Annotated in this window: 18 protein-coding genes; 13 read left to right on the forward strand and 5 right to left on the reverse strand. The window is 31.2% G+C overall.

From position 1 onward, the window contains the following. Positions 1-157: 157 nt before the first annotated feature. From ablA to WBG30_RS11650, 9 genes are all read left to right on the forward strand, one after another. A complete protein-coding gene (gene ablA, locus WBG30_RS11610) occupies positions 158-1414 on the forward strand; it encodes a lysine 2,3-aminomutase (protein WP_424504820.1) in 1257 nt (418 codons plus the stop codon). Continuing rightward, a complete protein-coding gene (locus WBG30_RS11615; RefSeq protein ID WP_424504821.1) occupies positions 1404-2435 on the forward strand; it encodes a hypothetical protein in 1032 nt (343 codons plus the stop codon). The genes ablA and WBG30_RS11615 overlap by 11 nt, the downstream gene beginning before the upstream one ends. Next, a complete protein-coding gene (locus tag WBG30_RS11620) occupies positions 2432-3874 on the forward strand; it encodes a MutS-related protein (protein ID WP_424504822.1) in 1443 nt (480 codons plus the stop codon). The genes WBG30_RS11615 and WBG30_RS11620 overlap by 4 nt, the downstream gene beginning before the upstream one ends. Before the next feature lie 142 nt (positions 3875-4016). Beyond that, on the forward strand, positions 4017-5576 hold the full coding sequence (locus tag WBG30_RS11625) for a lysine 5,6-aminomutase subunit alpha (RefSeq protein ID WP_424504823.1): 1560 nt from the start codon (positions 4017-4019) through the stop codon (positions 5574-5576). Then, positions 5576-6364 (forward strand): OAM dimerization domain-containing protein, encoded by a 789-nt coding sequence (locus tag WBG30_RS11630; protein ID WP_424504824.1) that lies wholly within the window; start codon positions 5576-5578, stop codon positions 6362-6364. Before WBG30_RS11625 ends, WBG30_RS11630 begins: the two co-directional genes overlap by 1 nt. A gap of 619 nt (positions 6365-6983) precedes the next feature. Next, on the forward strand, positions 6984-8375 hold the full coding sequence (locus WBG30_RS11635; protein ID WP_424504825.1) for a short-chain fatty acid transporter: 1392 nt from the start codon (positions 6984-6986) through the stop codon (positions 8373-8375). 38 nt (positions 8376-8413) lie between these two features. Then, positions 8414-9076 carry a CoA transferase subunit A gene (locus tag WBG30_RS11640; RefSeq protein ID WP_424504826.1) on the forward strand — a complete coding sequence of 221 codons (663 nt, stop codon included), beginning with the start codon at positions 8414-8416 and terminating at the stop codon, positions 9074-9076. After that, positions 9063-9728: a 3-oxoacid CoA-transferase subunit B gene (locus WBG30_RS11645; RefSeq protein WP_424504846.1), complete on the forward strand. Its 666-nt coding sequence runs from the start codon at positions 9063-9065 to the stop codon at positions 9726-9728. Before WBG30_RS11640 ends, WBG30_RS11645 begins: the two co-directional genes overlap by 14 nt. Positions 9729-9849: 121 nt before the next feature. Continuing rightward, positions 9850-10260 carry a MaoC family dehydratase gene (locus tag WBG30_RS11650; protein ID WP_424504827.1) on the forward strand — a complete coding sequence of 137 codons (411 nt, stop codon included), beginning with the start codon at positions 9850-9852 and terminating at the stop codon, positions 10258-10260. A gap of 299 nt (positions 10261-10559) precedes the next feature. Here WBG30_RS11650 and WBG30_RS11655 read toward each other — a convergent pair whose 3' ends face one another. Further along, positions 10560-11363 carry an SIR2 family protein gene (locus WBG30_RS11655; protein ID WP_424504828.1) on the reverse strand — a complete coding sequence of 268 codons (804 nt, stop codon included), beginning with the start codon at positions 11361-11363 and terminating at the stop codon, positions 10560-10562. Positions 11364-11427: 64 nt separating this feature from the next. On the opposite strand from WBG30_RS11655, the gene WBG30_RS11660 reads away from it, so the two are divergent. After that, positions 11428-11652 (forward strand): hypothetical protein, encoded by a 225-nt coding sequence (locus WBG30_RS11660; RefSeq protein ID WP_424504829.1) that lies wholly within the window; start codon positions 11428-11430, stop codon positions 11650-11652. Between the two features lie 92 nt (positions 11653-11744). Here the strand turns inward: WBG30_RS11660 and WBG30_RS11665 are convergent, their stop codons facing one another. The 4 genes from WBG30_RS11665 to WBG30_RS11680 form a co-directional block, all read right to left on the reverse strand. Continuing rightward, positions 11745-11906: a rubredoxin gene (locus WBG30_RS11665; protein ID WP_424504830.1), complete on the reverse strand. Its 162-nt coding sequence runs from the start codon at positions 11904-11906 to the stop codon at positions 11745-11747. 113 nt (positions 11907-12019) lie between these two features. Further along, positions 12020-13018, reverse strand: a complete 999-nt coding sequence (locus tag WBG30_RS11670; protein ID WP_424504831.1) for a Shedu anti-phage system protein SduA domain-containing protein — start codon at positions 13016-13018, stop codon at positions 12020-12022. A 5-nt stretch (positions 13019-13023) separates the two neighbouring features. Continuing rightward, a complete protein-coding gene (locus tag WBG30_RS11675) occupies positions 13024-13368 on the reverse strand; it encodes a hypothetical protein (RefSeq protein ID WP_424504832.1) in 345 nt (114 codons plus the stop codon). 429 nt (positions 13369-13797) lie between these two features. After that, positions 13798-14739 carry a nucleotidyltransferase family protein gene (locus tag WBG30_RS11680; RefSeq protein ID WP_424504833.1) on the reverse strand — a complete coding sequence of 314 codons (942 nt, stop codon included), beginning with the start codon at positions 14737-14739 and terminating at the stop codon, positions 13798-13800. 437 nt (positions 14740-15176) lie between these two features. On the opposite strand from WBG30_RS11680, the gene WBG30_RS11685 reads away from it, so the two are divergent. Genes WBG30_RS11685 through WBG30_RS11695 form a run of 3 tightly spaced genes read left to right on the forward strand, consistent with a single transcriptional unit; the run spans position 15177 to position 18861 of the window. Next, the gene (locus WBG30_RS11685; RefSeq protein WP_424504834.1) at positions 15177-16208 is read left to right on the forward strand and encodes an ABC transporter substrate-binding protein; all 1032 of its coding nucleotides are present in this window, start codon (positions 15177-15179) and stop codon (positions 16206-16208) included. Between the two features lie 8 nt (positions 16209-16216). Beyond that, positions 16217-17212 (forward strand): ABC transporter ATP-binding protein, encoded by a 996-nt coding sequence (locus WBG30_RS11690; RefSeq protein ID WP_424504835.1) that lies wholly within the window; start codon positions 16217-16219, stop codon positions 17210-17212. After that, positions 17212-18861 (forward strand): ABC transporter permease, encoded by a 1650-nt coding sequence (locus tag WBG30_RS11695; protein WP_424504836.1) that lies wholly within the window; start codon positions 17212-17214, stop codon positions 18859-18861. The genes WBG30_RS11690 and WBG30_RS11695 overlap by 1 nt, the downstream gene beginning before the upstream one ends. Positions 18862-19003: the final 142 nt, after the last annotated feature.

Genomic DNA, 19003 nt, shown 5'->3' on the forward strand with positions numbered 1-19003 from the left:
GGTGTAGGGAAAGATGTACAAATGATAGTAGGAAATGGATACGCTAAGGGTCATGCTGACCTTACATTAGATATCATACGTAAATCTAAAACTATCAAAAGTTTATTTGAAAAATTATATGTATAAAAAATAGAGAGAGAGAGGGAGGATAAAAAATATGATTAATTTAAACTACGAAAGAAGAAAAAAAGAATTATTTCCAAATGTAAGTGACGAGCAATGGAATGACTGGCACTGGCAAGTAAGAAATAGAATTGAAACTTTAGAAGATTTAAAAAAATATTTTAACCTATCACCAGAAGAGGAAGAAGGAGTACGAACAGCTAACTCTATCCTTAGAATGGGAATCACTCCATATTATTTAACTTTAATCGATTCAACAAATCCTAAATGTCCTATAAGACAACAGGCTATTCCTACAGCTGCTGAAGTACACAAAGCTGATGCTGATCTAGATGACCCTCTACATGAGGATGAAGATTCACCAGTTCCAGGACTTACTCATAGATATCCTGATAGAGTATTATTATTAGTTACAGACATGTGTTCTATGTATTGTAGACATTGTACTAGAAGAAGATTCGCAGGTCAGACAGATGCAGCTTTGGGAATGGACAAGATAGATACTGCTATCGATTATATAGCAAAGACTCCTGTAGTCAGAGATGTATTACTTTCTGGAGGAGACGCTTTACTCATTTCAGATGAAAAATTAGAATATATCATCAAAAGACTGAGAGCTATTCCTCATGTCCAGATTGTGAGAATAGGATCTAGAACTCCAGTTGTACTGCCTCAAAGAATTACTCCTGAACTCGTCAATATGCTAAAAAAATACCATCCAATTTGGTTAAATACTCATTTTAATCACTCAGATGAGATAACATCTGCTTCTAAAGCTGCGTGTGAAATGATGGCTGATGCTGGTATTCCATTAGGAAATCAATCTGTTTTACTTAGAGGGATAAATGACTGTACTCATATCATGAAAGAATTAGTACAAGATCTAGTGGCTATAAGAGTAAGACCTTATTATATATATCAATGTGATTTGTCAGTAGGATTAGAACATTTTAGAACTCCAGTATCTAAAGGAATCGAAATCATTGAAGGACTTCGTGGGCATACTTCTGGGTATGCAGTTCCAACGTTTGTTGTAGATGCTCCTGGTGGCGGAGGTAAAACTCCAGTTATGCCACAATATATTATCTCTCAAAGTCCAAAAAGAGTTGTTCTTAGAAACTTTGAAGGGGTTATCACAACATATACAGAACCTAAACCATATGAAGATGTATGTAACTGTAAACACTGTCAAGAAGAAAAACAACACATTGGAATAGCTAAACTTTTAGATGGTAAACAACTAGCTATCGAACCTAAAGTACTCGATAGACATATTAGAAATGAACACTAAGAAAATCATCACTTCACTTTTCCCCTATAATAGTGTGTCTATTATAGGGATGGAAAAAAATTCGGGGAAAACTACCACTTTAAATTATATATTAAAAAATTTAAAGGGGACTAAAGTTATTGGTCTTACTTCTATTGGACGTGATGGGGAGGATTGTGACAAGGTAACCAACACACATAAACCTAAAATTTATGTGGAAAAAGGTAGTATAGTTGCTACAGCTAAAAATTTACTCTGTAAATGTGATATAACAAAAGAAATTTTAGCTACAACAGGAATCTCGACTCCTATGGGTGAAATAATAATTATAAAAGCTCTCAGCAGTGGATTTGTAGATGTGGCTGGTCCCTCCTACAATTCAGCTCTTATAAAAGTTAGAGATCTTATGTTAGGTTTTGGGTGTGACTTAGTCCTTATTGATGGTGCACTAAGTCGAAAAGGCAGTGCAGGAAATTTAGTTTCAGAAGCCACTATATTGGCCACTGGAGCTAGTTTTTCTCCTGATCTTACAAAGGTAGTAGAGGAAAGTAGTCACAATGTTAAAATGTTGAAATTACCAAAATGTTCTGAAAAAATAGCAGTTTTAACCAAACAAATATTGAAAAAAGGAAGAATTGGATTTATAGATAAGGAGTTAAATATAGAGATCTTAGATCTACCTACCTCCCTTAATTCCCATAGGGAAATAGTAGACGCAGTCAAACTTAACCATAAATTTTTAGTTTTAGGTGGTGCTGTTTCTAAGGGACTAATAGAATCTCTCATACAAAATAGAGAGTTGTTTAAAAATTTTACAATCATCATAGAAGATGGAACAAAGATTTTTATAGATTCTAACCTCTATCATAAATTATCTATGATACCAGTCAACTTAGAGGTTTTAGATAGCATTAACCTTCTATGTTTGACCTGTAATCCCACATCCCCTTATGGATATTCATTTGAAAGTAAGAAATTTTGTGAACTATTAAAAACATCTATAGATATAGATGTTATAGATGTTGTAGGAGGATCACTATGAGATATCTCGATCTTAAAAACAGAGAAAAAATTGGGTTAGAATACCTTATAAATAATCTAACTACAATATCTCCATATGGTAACCAAAAAAAAAGAGATATTGCTCCTATAAAAGATTCTAAAACTTTAAAAGAAACTTTTGATCATTTGGAATTTTTTATAAAAAAATGCCAAAAAAATAAAAAAGAGATTCAAAAGATAGAACTTCTCCTTATGAAATTAAAAAATATATCTAATATAGTTTTAAATCTTCAAAATGGAAAAACTTTAGATGAGGTCGAGTTATTCGAATTAAAAATAAATACTATGATCTTTATGGAAATTAAAAGCATCACAAATAATATATTTTTAAAAGATTTTCACCTTGTTGATCTAAGTTCTGTTATCGATATTTTAGATCCCGGATCAAAAAAAATATCTACTTTTTATATCTATAATGAATATTCAAAAAAATTAAAAGAGATTAGAAATAAAAAATCAAAAATTGAGAAATTAATTTTTTTAGCTAAAGACAATGAACTACAGATAAAATTAAAAGAGGAAAGAAGAGAGATCGTTGTTTTAGAAAATTGTGAAGAATCTAAAGTCAAAATAGATATAAGTAAAAAATTAATCTCTTATACTTCTAATATCCTTATAAATATCAATAAAGTTAAAAATATTGATTTTACTTTAGCTAAAGCAAAACTTGCTCTAAAATATGGTGCCAATAGACCTATAATAGGTGAACACATCGAATTTATCGGGATGTTTAATCCAGAAATTTTAGAAACTTTAAAGGTTAAAAATCAAGAATTTCAAAAATTAGATATCCTATTAAAAAATGGCAATACTATCTTAACAGGTGCTAATATGGGAGGAAAAAGCGTTATTTTAAAAACTCTTACTCTTAATCTCATCTTGGCTCAAATGGGGTTTTATGTTTTTTCAGATCATGCAACTATCCCTCTATTAAATTTTATACAATTTTTGTCCGATGATATTCAAGATGTATCTAAGGGGCTCAGTAGTTTTGGGGCAGAAATAATAAAACTCAGGGAGATTACAGGATGTCTTACAACTTATGACAAGGGATTTATTGCACTAGATGAATTTGCCCGAGGTACCAACCCAAGTGAAGGTAAAAAATTTGTAAAGGGACTATCTAATTACATGAAAAACTTTGATAGTTTTTCAATCATGGCAACTCATTATGATGGTGTAGTCGATGATTTGACTCCTCATTATCAAGTTGTTGGATTAAAAAATATAAATTTTGATAGTTTAAAACGAAAAATTGATCTAAATAATCAAAATTCAATCTCATTGATACAAAAACATATGGATTATTCCATAGAAAAAATTCATTCTAACTTTGAAGTTCCAAAGGATGCACTCAATGTAGCAACACTAATTGGAATTGATGAAAATTTAAAAAACATAATAAAAAAATTATACTAACTCTTTAACCCTCTCTCGCCTGTCAGCACTCTCTCCCTCAATAGGGAGAAAGACTTACATATTATTTTCTTTGTTTCTCCCTGAAAGGGATAAACTAGGAAGAGAGGGTAAGAAAAAAGGGTAACTTTGGAGGTAAAATAATATGCAAGATTCAAAATTACACTTAGATTGGGATGTAGTGGCAGATGCCAGAAAATCAGCTAAAAATATAGCTATAGATGTGCAGACTTATATAGATGATCATTCTACAGTATCGGTAGAAAGAACAATTTGCCGTTTACTTGGTATAGACGGAATCGATAAATTTGAAGTACCACTACCAAATATAGTCGTAGAACATATTGAAAAAGAAGGAAACCTTACTTTGGGAGTTTCCCACTATATTGGAAATGCCATGGTAGAAACAGGTCTTTCTCCTCAAGAGATTGCCGAAAAAATATCTCACGGAGAATTAAATTTAGGGAAGATATCTACCCATGATTCTTTTGAAATAAAATTAGCTATAGACAAGATCGCTCGTGAAAACACAGATAAAATTGCTAATAATAGAAAGGATAGAGAATCCTACCTAGAAAGATTTGGAGATAAAACAGGACCACTTCTATATCTTATTGTTGCCACTGGAAATATCTATGAAGATGTAACTCAGGCTGTCGCAGCTGCCAAGCAAGGGGCAGATATTATAGCTGTTATTAGAAGTACAGGTCAAAGTTTATTAGACTACGTACCTTTTGGAGCCAGTACAGAGGGATTTGGTGGAACACTAGCTACCCAAGAAAACTTTAGAATAATGAGAAAAGCTTTAGATGAAGTAGGAGAGGAATTAGGTAGATATATTAGACTTTGTAACTACTGCTCTGGCCTATGTATGCCTGAGATCGCTGCCATGGGAGCATTTGAAAGACTAGATGTAATGTTAAATGATGCACTTTATGGAATTTTATTTAGAGATATCAATATGAAAAGAACATTTGTAGACCAATATTTTTCTAGAATAATAAATGGTTTTGCAGGAGTAATAATAAATACCGGTGAGGATAACTACCTTACTACAGCAGATGCCATAGAGGAAGCTCATACTGTCCTTGCTTCTCAATTTATAAATGAACAATTTGCACTTCTTGCTAATCTTCCTGAGGAGCAACAAGGATTAGGTCATGCATTTGAGATCCATCCAGATACAGAAAACGGATTTTTATTAGAACTATCTCAAGCTCAAATGGCTAGAGAGATATTTCCAAAGGCACCACTTAAATATATGCCTCCTACAAAGTTTATGACTGGAGATATATTCAAAGGTCATGTACAGGATGCTCTATTTAATATGATAACTATTATGACTGGACAAAGACTTCACCTCATGGGAATGATGACAGAGGCTATCCATACTCCATTTATGTCTGATAGAGCATTGGCTATAGATAATGCCCAATATATCTTTAAAAATATGAAAGATTTTGGTTCTGAAATAACATTTAAAAAAGATGGAATAATTGTAAATCGTGCCAAAGAAGTCCTTGAAAAAGGTAGAGATCTAATCAAAGAGATAGAAACTACAGGGATGTTTGATACCCTACAAAAAGGTAAATTTGCAGGTATAAAGAGACCTATTGACGGTGGAAAAGGATTAAATGGAGTATTCATAAAAGATTCTACATATTTTAATCCATTTATGGAACTAATGATGGGAGGTGACAAATAATGAGTGGAGGATTATATTCAACTGAAGATAAAAGTTTCGATACTACATTAGACCTAAAAAAATTAAAACCTTATGGGGATACTATGAATGATGGAAAGGTGCAGATTAGTTTGACTCTACCTGTTCCTGCTGATGAAAAAGGTGCAGAAGCCGCCAAAGAATTAGCTAAAAAAATGGGAATATCTGAACCAGCTGTTTCTCATTATGGAGCTTTAGATACTCATTTCTCATTTTATGTGATATACGGATCATTAAATCATACTGTAGATTACGATGAAATCCATGTAGAAACAGTAGACATAGAAACTATGGATATGTACGGAGTTCAAAATTTTATTAAAGAAAATATTAAAAGAGATGTAGTCATTATAGGAGCTAGTACAGGAACTGACGCTCATACAGTGGGAATAGACGCAGTTATGAATATGAAGGGGTATGCTGGTCACTACGGCCTTGAAAGATATAAGGGAATAGAAGCCTATAACTTGGGATCTCAAGTGGAAAATGAGGAATTTATAAAAAAAGCAATTGAATTAAAAGCTGATGCACTATTAGTTTCCCAAACAGTTACTCAAAAAAATATCCACATTCAAAATTTAACTCATTTAGTAGAATTAATGGAAGCTGAGGGAATCAGAGATAAGGTCGTACTTATTGCTGGAGGTCCTAGGATTTCCCATGAACTAGCAAAAGAATTAGGTTATGATGCTGGTTTTGGCCCAGGAAAATATGCAGATGATGTAGCAACCTTTATTGTCGAAGAGATGGTCAAAAGAGAGATGATATAGTAAAAAAACTAAATTATGAATCGTGCTCATTGACATAGGCAGTAAATTTGAAAATAATAAATATGAAAATTGAGTGACAAGATTTATTTCTTGTTGCTTTTTTCTGATGAATTTTTAATATCTATTTTTGAAAAAATTTAAAATAGTTATTATTTTTTAATTTAAAAAACTAATTTTTTCAACCACTAATTCAATTATTTTATCTATCACCTTATCCTTGGTCAAGAAAACTATGTCTCTAAAAAGATAGTATTATAACTATCAATTATACTTTGATTATAGAGAAAAAAAAACAATAAGATCCTTCCTTTACTTTTCGAGATAATAGAGTATACTTGTACTGCCTTTATGAATTATTAGAAAAAAATTAAATTTTAATTAAATTTTATTGATTTAGTATCTTAAAATAAAAAAGGTGGAAACAAGTTTATATCTAAGAAATATTATTAAAGGGAGGTCAAAAACAGTAATGTAATAATAACGTTTAACTACGAATTACACTAATTAGTCTAGCCAGAACTTTTCCGGTGAGTTCTTACTACCCGTTTTCATAAAATTTAGAGTTTTTCGTAGGAATTTGAAATCTTTTATTATTTTTAATTTAAAAGGAGTAGATTCTATGAATAAAACTGCAACTAAAAAAGTCGATAATATACAAAAAAATATTTTTGAAAAATTTACAAACTTATGTGTAATATTAATACAAAAATATCTGCCTGATCCCTTTATATTTTGTGCCATTTTAACATTTATAGTCTTTTTAATCGCAATCCCTATTACTAAACAATCTCCTATGTCTATTCTCAACAATTGGAATAGTGGATTCTGGAGTTTATTATCTTTCGCTATGCAGATGGCACTAGTATTAGTTACAGGACATACTATGGCCAGTTCTCCATTTTTCAAAAAAAACTTATCATCTATGGCCAGTAAATTAAAAACTCCATCTCAAGCTATAGTCGGAGTTACTGTGGTTTCTGTTTTAGCCTCTTTCATAAATTGGGGTTTTGGTCTTGTAATTGGTGCTATATTTGCTAAGGAAATTGCTAAAAAAGTAAAAGGTGTAGATTATAGATTACTAATCGCTTCTGCATATACTGGATTTTTAGTTTGGCATGGAGGTTTATCGGCTTCAATACCACTAAAACTAGCCTCTGGTGGAGGTTTAGCAAGTGCAACAGCTGGAGCTGTTACTGAGGCAATTCCTACATCTATGACTATCTTTTCAGCTACTAACTTAATTATCTTAGCCATTTTATTCATTACTTTACCCTTTGTTAATAGAGCTATGCATCCAAAAAAAGAGGATGTTATCGCTATAGATAACGATCTACTTATAGAGGTTCCAGAGGAAAAACTAAATTTTTCTACTATGACTCCAGCAGAAAAAATAGAAAACAGTAAAATAGTTTCTTTACTTTTAGGTATAATGGGTTATGTTTATATAATTTCATACTTTATAACTAATGGATTCGCATTAAACTTAAACATAGTTAATTTTGTATTCTTATTTACGGCTATACTTTTACACGGAACACCTCAAAAATTTTTAACAGCAATCAAAGAGGCTTCTAAAGGTGCCGCAGGAATAATACTTCAGTTTCCTTTCTATGCTGGAATAATGGGTATCATGGTTGGAAAAGGACCTGAAGGAGTTTCTCTAGCAGGTGCTATGTCTCAAATGTTCGTTAACATTTCTACTGAAACAACTTTTCCTTTCTTCACTTTCTTAAGTGCAGGGATTGTTAACTTCTTTGTTCCATCTGGTGGAGGTCAATGGGCAGTACAAGCTCCAATAATGATGCCTGCCGGTGCTGCTCTTGGTATTCCAGCTGCGAAAACTGCCATGGCAATAGCTTGGGGAGATGCGTGGACAAATATGATACAACCATTCTGGGCACTTCCTGCTCTAGCTATTGCAGGTTTAGGTGCTAAAGATATCATGGGTTATTGTTTGGTAGTACTTATTTATTCTGGTGTTATTATTTCACTGGTCTTAATGTTTCTATAAAATTTAATATTTTTAAACAAAAAGGAGGAAACAAAGTTATGTCTAACAAAATAATTGATGTTGCAGACGCAGTATCTAAAATAGAAGATGGGATGACCATCATGATAGGAGGATTTTTAGGTACAGGAACACCTCATACTATAGTAGATGCTATTATAAAAAAAGGTGTAAAAAACCTAACTATCATATCTAATGACACAGGAATAAAAGATAGTGGAGTAGGAAGATTTATTTATAACAATATGGTTAAGAAAGCCATTGTTTCTCATATTGGTACAAATCCAGAAACTGGTAGACAAATGAATGAAAAAGAGATCGAAGTTGAGTTAGTTCCTCAAGGAACTTTAGCTGAGAGAATAAGATCTGGAGGTGCTGGTTTAGGTGGTGTTCTTACTCCTACTGGTCTTGGTACTATAGTTGCAGATGGAAAAGAAATAATAGAGGTTGATGGAAAACAATTTCTTTTGGAAAAACCTCTTAGAGCAGATGTTGCTATCCTTTTAGGACATACTGTAGATACTAAAGGTAATATTATCTATGCAAATACTGCTAGAAACTTTAATCCTATTATGGCTACAGCTGCTGATATAGTTATTGTAGAAGCTGAAAATATAGTAGAACTAGGTACGATTAATCCAAACCAAGTTGTTACACCTAGAATTTTTGTAGATCATATAGTAGGAAGTGATTATAATGGATAAAAAATTAATTAGAGAGATTATTGCAAAAAGAGTTGCAAAAGAATTAAAAGATGGAGATGTAGTTAACCTTGGTATTGGTCTCCCTACTTCAGTTGCTAACTATGTTCCAGACGGTATGGACGTTATTTTCCAATCAGAAAATGGTCTCTTAGGAGTAGGACCTGCCCCAAAAGTAGGAGAAGAGGTTAAAGATCTTGTAAATGCAGGTGGAATGCCTATTACTACCTTAGATGGAGCTGTGTTCTTTGATTCTGCTATGTCTTTTGCTGTAATCCGTGGTGGTCATGTAGATATGACTGTTCTAGGAGCATTACAGGTAGATGAAAAAGGAAACCTTGCTAACTGGATAATCCCAGGGAAAATGGTTCCTGGAATGGGTGGAGCTATGGATCTAGTCGTAGGAGCAAAAAAAGTAATAGTTTCTATGGAACATACTGCAAAAGGAAAACCAAAAATTTTTCCACTATGTACACTCCCTTTAACTGCTGCTAATCAAGTAAATTTAATTATTACAGAGATGGCTGTTATTGAAGTAACTCCTAATGGATTATTGTTAAAAGAAATTGGACCACATAATACTGTAGAAGATGTAATAGCTAATACACCTGCAAAATTAATCTTAGCAAATGATATAAAAGTAATGTCAATATAACTCCTCCTTTCTATGGAAAGTTCATATTCTAAAGGAAGATAGGTTTAATGTAAAGTTCTTTCTCCCTATTGAGGGAGAGAGTGCCCAAAGGGCAAGAGAGGGTTTAATAGGAGGTAAAATTATGATAAAATCATTAAAAATCGGAGATTCTTATAGTTTTAATAAGAATGTAGAAGCTGTAGATGTAGAAAAATTTGCAGATGTAAGTACAGATCATAATCCTGTTCATTTAGATGAGGAGTATGCTAAGACTACTATGTTTAAAAAGAGAATAGCTCATGGAATGTTAGGAGTATCTTATATTTCATCTATTTTAGGAACAAAATTTCCTGGAGCAGGAACTATCTATTTAGGACAGACTGTTAAATTTTTAGCTCCCGTTTATTTAGGAGATACTTTAGAAGTTAAAGCTGAAATTGTTGACCTTAAAGAAGGTCGAAACGATAAAGCTACTCTAAGAACTACTTGTACCAATCAAGATGGTAAAATGGTAATCGATGGAGAAGCTAGTGTAATTCTTCCAAAAGCATAGAATAGAATATTTCTAGTAAAAATCTAAGCATTCTATGAACTTAGTATAAATTTAAATATTCCTTCCTAATTATTAGAACTATAATCTAGTAATTAAGAAGGTTTTTTTATAAGCAAAAAGTCTCGAAATATTAAATTATATTACATGATTTAAACTTATACAAAGTTCTTTATATAATTTTGTTATTACTAGATATAAAAATCTATTCTTCATTATTTTTTAATTTTTTAACCCAGGAACTAAAAAATTCTACATTGTCTTTAAAATATTTACAACTATGCAATTTTTTAGTTCACCTCCTACTCTAATAAATTATCGTTTAATTCTTCCAAAAATTCTTGTAAACTTTCACTAGGATTCTTATTTTCAGCAGTAAAAGTTTTAATTCCCCTTTTTTTCAAAATTAAATCTTCTACAGGATTAGAATCTACTAAAAATACATAAGATTTAGGTCTTGAACTAGACTGGGTACTATTTTCCCAAAGTTTATTCAGTTTATATAGTAAATAACGAAGATTTATATCTTGAAGACTGTAACCAATAAATAGAATTGATTTTCCTAATATATCTGATCTAAGTTTAATATCTAGAGGAGTTTCAAAATTCAAACGTTCAAAATAGCTAGATTCTGTAAGTACTATAGATTTTTCATCATCAAAATCTCCATGAAATTTAATGATTTGAGTAAGTACACTATGTAAATTTACCAAATCTCCTACATTGGTTATTTTTTTAAAATCTTTTTTATAGTAGTCATAAGTTCTTTCAAGCCATCTGTCATAATTCGTAGTATATATAATAGGGAAATCCAAATCAAATATTAGTTTATGTATCTTGGAATCTTCTATTTTTATATCATCACTATGCCAGTTTCTATCCATCCAACTTCTTAAAGGACCGATATCACCTTTTTTTATCTTATAGTATTCTGCTAGCGACAGTGCGTCTCCAAAAGATTTAAAAATTTCAGGTTCATAGTCTAATTCCTTGGCAATATAATCTAATAACGAATCCCATGAAGGTAGCCCGAGATTCATAGATACTCCAGCACCAACAAACAAAATAGTATTTTTATTTTTAATCGATTCAACTAATCCCTTCATAATTTTTCTCCCATCTTAAGGTATTTAGATTTTAATATCTCACTTCTAGTATACCTTTTTTTCTATGATTTACAACATGGAGGTCAGAGACAACAATAACTTCATTTCATACTATCCAATTTCATCATGGGATGATTATTATAGAAACACCTTATTCATGTCAGGAACTACTCAATATGGAGCAGATAGAAGCCGAAGACCCCCGGAAGATGAACTAAAAATTGCACATTTTCAAGGTGAATATGTAGCCAAAATAGCAAAGAGAATAGCTGTCTCATCCATTGAATAAATAAGGTATAAACAAAGGTGTCCTAGCCATTGAATTTACTTTCAATGCTAGGACACCTTTGCTTTAAACTTTCAATAAATCAAAAAATCAAATTATTCTACCTTTTCAAAATCTTCTTTCGATGCTCCACATAAAGGGCACACCCAATCTTCAGGTAAATCTTCAAATTTGACACCTGCTTTTATATCACCAGCATCATCACCAATTTCAGGGTCATAAATATAACCACAAGGTATACACATCCATTTTTCCATATTATTCCTCCTTCTTTATTTAAATAAGTTTACGTAGAATATATACCAATTATTTAAAATTTACCCTTTATTTAGGTTTTTAAAATACTAATTTTAAAAAATTATACTTACTCTTAATTTTCATAATGTCTTAAAAGTAATTTACCAAATATAACTAAATCATCATAAGTTATGACTTGTATAGAATTTAATTTTGAATTCAACATTCTTAGACCATCTCTTTGTTCTTCATTAAATTCTTTATTTCTACCTACAATTATTTTTATCCGTGGCATTATTACTTTTATTTTGTATTCTTTTTCTATGTTTAATTTATATTCTTCTAATTTTTGAAGATAAAATAAACTTTGGCCTATTACTATTGATAAATCAGGATGAGGGTAATAACAATTATGACTTTTATCTAATTTTAAAATACTATGCTTCGGACGCTTTAATTCTATTAAATCTAAATATCCATCCACAGATTCCATTAATAAGTCTCCTTCACTAAATAATGCAATTTTACGAACATCGTGTTTTTTAATATAATCAACTCCAAAAATCCATAAATTAGATTCAATCCAATTTTGAAATATTTTTTCAGATTGTCTAGCATTATATTTTTTTAACTCATTAAAAAGCTTTATTTCATCTATAATATTTCCTTTTTCTTCTAATTCAATAAGTTTTTCAAGATTATTAATCTCTGTTTTTATCAATTTATGATGATATGCACCATGTAAATTTTCTATTTCTAAACTTGATAATGAGTCCAATAATCCCCTAATTTTTTCTTCAGATTTAAATTTTTCTAATAGAGATAAAATTGTTTGTAAATCCCCCTCTTTAAGTTGACCTAATAATAAACCAATCTCATCTGACGTTTCAATAAATTTTGAAGATTTTATATTTCCATCTTTAATAACAGAAATAGAATCTAAATGATTGTATAGTTCTCTCACTTCATCAATAGCAAGTTTTTCTGTAAAAACAGGAATTCCATTACTATCAACAGCATATAAATGCAAACAAATATTTTCATTAGCAATATCATTTTTTATATTGGAAAAATTTGCCATTAATTTAATTTTTCCATTATTAAATAATTCTTTATGGTAAGGTACGCTCATTTCAGTTACACCTTCGCCAATGGACAATTATAACCATCCCATTCTGGATTATATTTTTCATAAAATATTTCAAAATTAGACCTATTTTTTAACACTTTAACCTCTGATATGTCTTCAATTTTAAATGACCTAAAATCAGGGAAAGGATTTTTCTCTTTAGAATCAGAAACACCACCTGTTTGAACCACATGAAGCATTGTACTTTGTTTTCCTGATTTTTTACTTGTAAAAATAAATACTGCATGTACGTTTCCAATTCTTTCGCCTTTTACTTTTCCCACTTTATTATACTCAAATGAAATAGGTTTTCTTTTTTCTACTGATTCAATTAAACTTTCTAAGCTACTCATTATTTCTTCCTCCTATTTTATTAATTTCTCTTTTCCTTTTCTAGTATACCTCCTTTTTCTATCACATCAAACTCCTTTAACTAGATCCTCCCTATTTTCTATAGATTGACATTTTTAAAATCAGTTTTTTAATATCATTTAAAAAAAGTATTAAACAAAATTTGATAGAAAATCTTTAAAAAATATTCGATTGTCTTAACTTAAGTGGGCTTTGGTTTCTTTAACGAAGTCAATATTTGTAAATTAAGATTTGATAAGCTTAATTTCAATAATCATTGAAAAGATCATAAGAAGGAAGAGTAATAATTTTTTTCTAAAAAAATAGGAACCCCTAATTGGAATTCCTATCTATAATTCTATTTTTCTAGCTCTCTACCCAACTTCCCCTCGCCCTATTCAGAGAGAGGGGAGCAAAAGGGGTGAGGGTTTTTAACTATTTATATATCTATCTGGATAGATACTAGGTGTCATACTTTTTAAAGCCTCAGAAACGTCTTTTTTATCTTGCTGATACGTCACTCCATACCATTTTTCTTTGGTTTTTATTACTTTCATAGTAGCTTTTTTTGATTTGATTAAATTATCTACAGCACTAGGAATATAAAATTCTGATTTTAGGTCTTCTATATTTTCATCTAAGAATTTTTCAAATTCTAGTTCTAGTTCTTCAAAAATAGATGGCATAAATCCCCAAATATTCATAGATACAGGCATTTTTCTTTCTAACTCTAACTTTATAGATTCATTTTTTTCTGTTAAAGAATTATATCTATCTTCAATAGAATAGATTGTTCCTGAAATTTCCTCTATCTGAGTCTTTTCTTCTACTGTAATTAGGTTACTTTCTTTATCTAATTTACATATCCCCCTTGCAACACTACCATTTTTACTGATTGTCTTATCTAATTGGAATCCTACCATATAATACCTATATTCATCTGTTTGATTTGCAAGTTCATCGTATATTAATTTATAAGTTGTAGAACCATAAAAATCATCGGCATTTATAACTACAAAAGGTTCATCTATTGCACCTTTACAAGATAAAATAGCATGTCCCGTTCCCCAAGGTTTTATCCTATCTTGAGGTAGTTTATATCCCTCAGGAATAGATTTTATATCCTGAAATACATATTTAACCTCTATATTTTCTAATTTTGATATTCTATCTCCTATTTTTTCTTTAAATATATCGTAAAACTCTTCTTTTATAACAAATACAACTTTCCCGAAGCCTGCTAACCTAGCATCATAGATAGAATAATCCATTATGATCTCTCCATTTAGACCGACTGGATCAATTTGCTTTAATCCCCCATACCTGCTTCCCATACCTGCTGCCATAATAACCAATGTAGGTCTTTTTTTCATTTTAATTCTCCTTCATCATCTTCTATAAAAAATTTGTAATCTTCCAAACTATAAAAAGTATAACATAGAAATAACCACTCTTAATAGTGATGATTTTTACCCTTACTTAATCTATGTGAAGAACTCCCTTAAAATATAACTCTTAACACCTTATTTTATGTATTAGCCATACGAATTTGTTACCGTTTATATGGTTATCTAAAATCAGCCTTTTCAGATATTAAATTACTTTATTTTGATTTTAATTGGGTACCTCAGAGTAAAAAATAGATAATTAAAAAATTAAAGTGCAGTTAAGTTAAGATAAAATTAAAATATAGTTAAGGTAAAGTAAAACATTCAATTGCAATCACCAATTAAATTTGATATTATTTAGTGTAACTGTCTAAAAAAATTACCATTAGATTTATTATAAAACATTACTAGGGAGGACTCACATGAACAATTTAACAAAAATTTTAAAATTAATGCTGGCATTATCGCTTTTATTAGCTGTAGCCTGTGGGAAAGAAGAAGCTAAGACTACTGAATCTATTAAGAGTAATGAGGTGACTGTGTATTCATCACATCCATCTCAACTTGTAAATACTATTACAAATAGTTTTACTGAAGAAACAGGAATAAAAGTTAATGTCGTTGGAGCTGGAACTGGAGAGATACTTAAGAGAATCCAAGCTGAAAGTACTAATCCTTTGGGAGATGTTATCTGGGGTGGAGGAGCTGAGTCTCTTAACTCATACAAAGAATACTTTGCACCGTATAAAACTGCAAGTCACGATAGAATAGACCCTTTATTTAGAGATCCTGAAGATAAATGGTTTGGTTTTGCACTGCTACCTATGGTTATTATTTATAATACTGATCTTGTAACTGGAGATGACATCCCTACTTCTTGGGCTGATGTTACTAATCCTAAATGGAAAGGGAAAGTTGCTATGGCTTCTCCTGTTAAATCAGGATCTTCTTACACTATCACAGCTACTTTATTAACTGCCTTTGGAAAAGATACCGAATCTGGATTTGATTTCATCAAAAAATTTATAGCCAATCTAGATGGTAAAATTTTAGGAAGTTCTTCTGGTGTTCCAAAAGGTGTTGTAGATAAAGAATATTATATCGGATTAGCTCATGAAAAAGGAGCTATTAAATATAAAAATGCTGGCGGACATCTAGGAATAGTATACCCATCTGAAGGTACTTCTGCCGTTCCTGATTCTGCTGCTTTAATAAAAGGGGCTGTCAATGAAGAAAATGCCAAATTATTCTTAGATTACATCGTAAGTAAAGAAGTTCAAAAAACTTTAGCTCATGAATTTAAAATTAGAGGAGTTAGAGACGATGTTGCTGCTCCAGAAGGTTTACTTCCTCTCTCTGATATGAAGTTAGTTGACTATGATTTTGCTTGGGCTTCAGACAATAAAAAAACAATAATAAAAAGATGGAAAAATATAGTTTCAGGAAAGGAGTAAGAGAAAAAATGGGTGTTAATATTAAAGATATTACTAAAAAATACGATGATTTTATAGCTGTTAATAAAGCTAATTTAGATATAAAAAAAGGAGAGTTCTTTACACTTTTAGGCCCTTCTGGTTGCGGAAAAACGACTCTTCTACGGATGATTGCAGGATTTAATGACATCACTTCTGGAGATGTTATTATAAGTGGAAATAAAATAAACGATACACCTGCTCATAAAAGAAATATAGGAATGGTTTTTCAAAACTATGCTATTTTCCCTCATATGAGTGTATTTGATAATGTAGCTTATGGATTAAAAGCTAGAAAAGTCTCGAAAGCAAAAATAAAAGAAAGAGTTTTAAACGCTCTTGAGATGGTTGAGATGGGAGACCAAGCAACAAAAGAACCTTCTGAACTTTCTGGGGGACAACAACAAAGGGTAGCTCTTGCTAGAGCTATTGTCATCCATCCTGAGATACTCTTAATGGATGAACCGCTGTCTAACCTAGATGCTAAACTTAGAGTCAAGATGAGAGCTACTATTAAAAAACTTCAGTCTTCTCTAAACATAACAACTATCTACGTAACTCATGATCAAGAGGAAGCACTAGCTGTTTCAGATAGAATTGCAGTTATGAATAAAGGGGTCGTTCAACAAATAGGTACTCCAGAAGAAATTTATTCTTTCCCAGCTAATGCGTTTGTTGCTAACTTTATAGGTACTTCTAACTTTATTTACGACACTGCTCTTACAGGAGACAAAACTAAGATTCTTTCTGTGAGACCTGAAGATATCGTGATTGTAGATGCAGACTCTGGAACGATCAATGGAGAAGTTACTCTTACTACATTCTTAGGTGAATGTGTCTCCTACGAAATCACACTAGAAAACAAAGAGAATATAGAAGTAAAAGTATTCTCTAAAGATATAGGTATCAAACGTATTGGAGAAAAAGTTGGAATCTTTTTCCCTGAAGATAAGAGAAAACATTTTAATAAAAGTGAGGAATGTTAATGAAGATAAATAAACATCTAAACTTTTGGAATATTATTTCCATTACATCTCTAGCACTTATATTTTTATTTTTGATCTACCCTTCATTTTCACTGGTAAGTCAAAGTTTTATAAGTTCTACAACAGGAAAATTAACTCTAGAAAACTATATAGATTTCTTTTCCTTACCGTATTATTTTAATGCATTAAAGCATAGTTTAGCCGTTTGTTTGACTACAACTATCTTCGCTACTTTAATAGGTATTCCTATCGCTTACTTTATGGGTAGAACCAACATATATTTCAAAGGGTTTTTAGATCTAGTTATCATGATTTCCCTCCTTTCTCCTCCATTTATTGGAGCATATTCTTGGATCTTACTCCTTGGAAGAAACGGATGGATTACTAATCTATTGAGTCCTTTTGGAATAGTTATGCCTACTATCTATGGATTTACAGGAATAGTAATTGTCTTTACTCTAAAATTTTTCCCATATGTATATATCTATACTTCGGGAGCACTAAATAGCATCGACGCCTCTTTGGAGGAGGCTTCTGAAAACTTAGGTATGAGTAGATTACAAAGATTATTTACTGTAACTTTTCCACTGGTTATGCCTTCTATCACCGCTGGGGCTCTTATGGTCTTTATGACTTCCCTAGCTGACTTTGGTACTCCTATGCTAATCGGTGAAGGATACAAGGTTTTACCTGTTATGATCTATGATGAATTTATGAGTGAAATGGGTGGAGACGCCACTGTCGCAAGTACCATCAGTGTTATAGTTGTAGCTTGTTCTACCCTTGTACTTTTTCTTCAGAAATATCTTATTTCTAGAAAAAATTATAAGATGAATGCCCTTAGACCACCTAAAACATCTATACTTACACCTAGTCATAGAATTTTAGCCACTGTATTTGTAGGAGTTATATCATTTATAGCTTTCCTACCTCAATTAGTTGTTATCTATACTTCATTTCTTAAAACCAACGGACCACTGTTTGTTTCGGGATTTAGTTTAGACAGTTACTATGATATTATGAATAAACTTTCTTCTAATATCTATAATACGTTCCTTTATTCTATAATTTCTATATTGATAATGCTACTTCTAGGACTTGTTCTCTCTTATATTATTTTTAAGAAGAAAAATAGACTAGCTCCTATCTTGGATATTTTAATTATGTTCCCATATGTTATTCCAGGATCAGTTTTAGGAATAGGATTATTGGTATGTTTTAATAAGAGACCTATGCTTCTAAGTGGAACAGGGTTTATACTTATAGTATCTTACGTTATTAGAAAATTAGCATATACAGTAAGATCAGGAACGGCTATATTACATCAGATAGATCCTAGTATAGAGGAAGCTTCTATAAATTTAGGAGTCTCTCCTATGAAGACATTTTTCAAGATTACAGCAGTTATGATGGGACCAGGTATATTTTCTGGACTGATCCTCAGTTGGATATCTACTATAAATGAATTGAGTTCATCTATTATACTATACACTGGAAAAACAGGAACTATCGCTGTTGCAATATATACAGAGGTTATTCGAGATAGTTTTGGAACTGCTGCGGCCCTTTCAACTATCCTGACTATTATATCTATTATTTCTATACTTATATTTAAGTTTTTCTCTAGAGGAAACAAACTAAATATCTAAGCAAGAAGTTAAAAATAAAAAAGACCGAGAAAATTTAATATTTTTTCGGTCTTTTTTATTTTTATACCTCTCTATATTTTTTATATCTCCCTAACGAACCTCCCTCTATTTCAGGGAGAGGGAAACCAAAGAGGTGAGGGTT

The organism is Psychrilyobacter sp., from assembly GCF_049671765.1.
In the GTDB taxonomy this organism is placed as follows: Bacteria; Fusobacteriota; Fusobacteriia; order Fusobacteriales; family Fusobacteriaceae; genus Psychrilyobacter.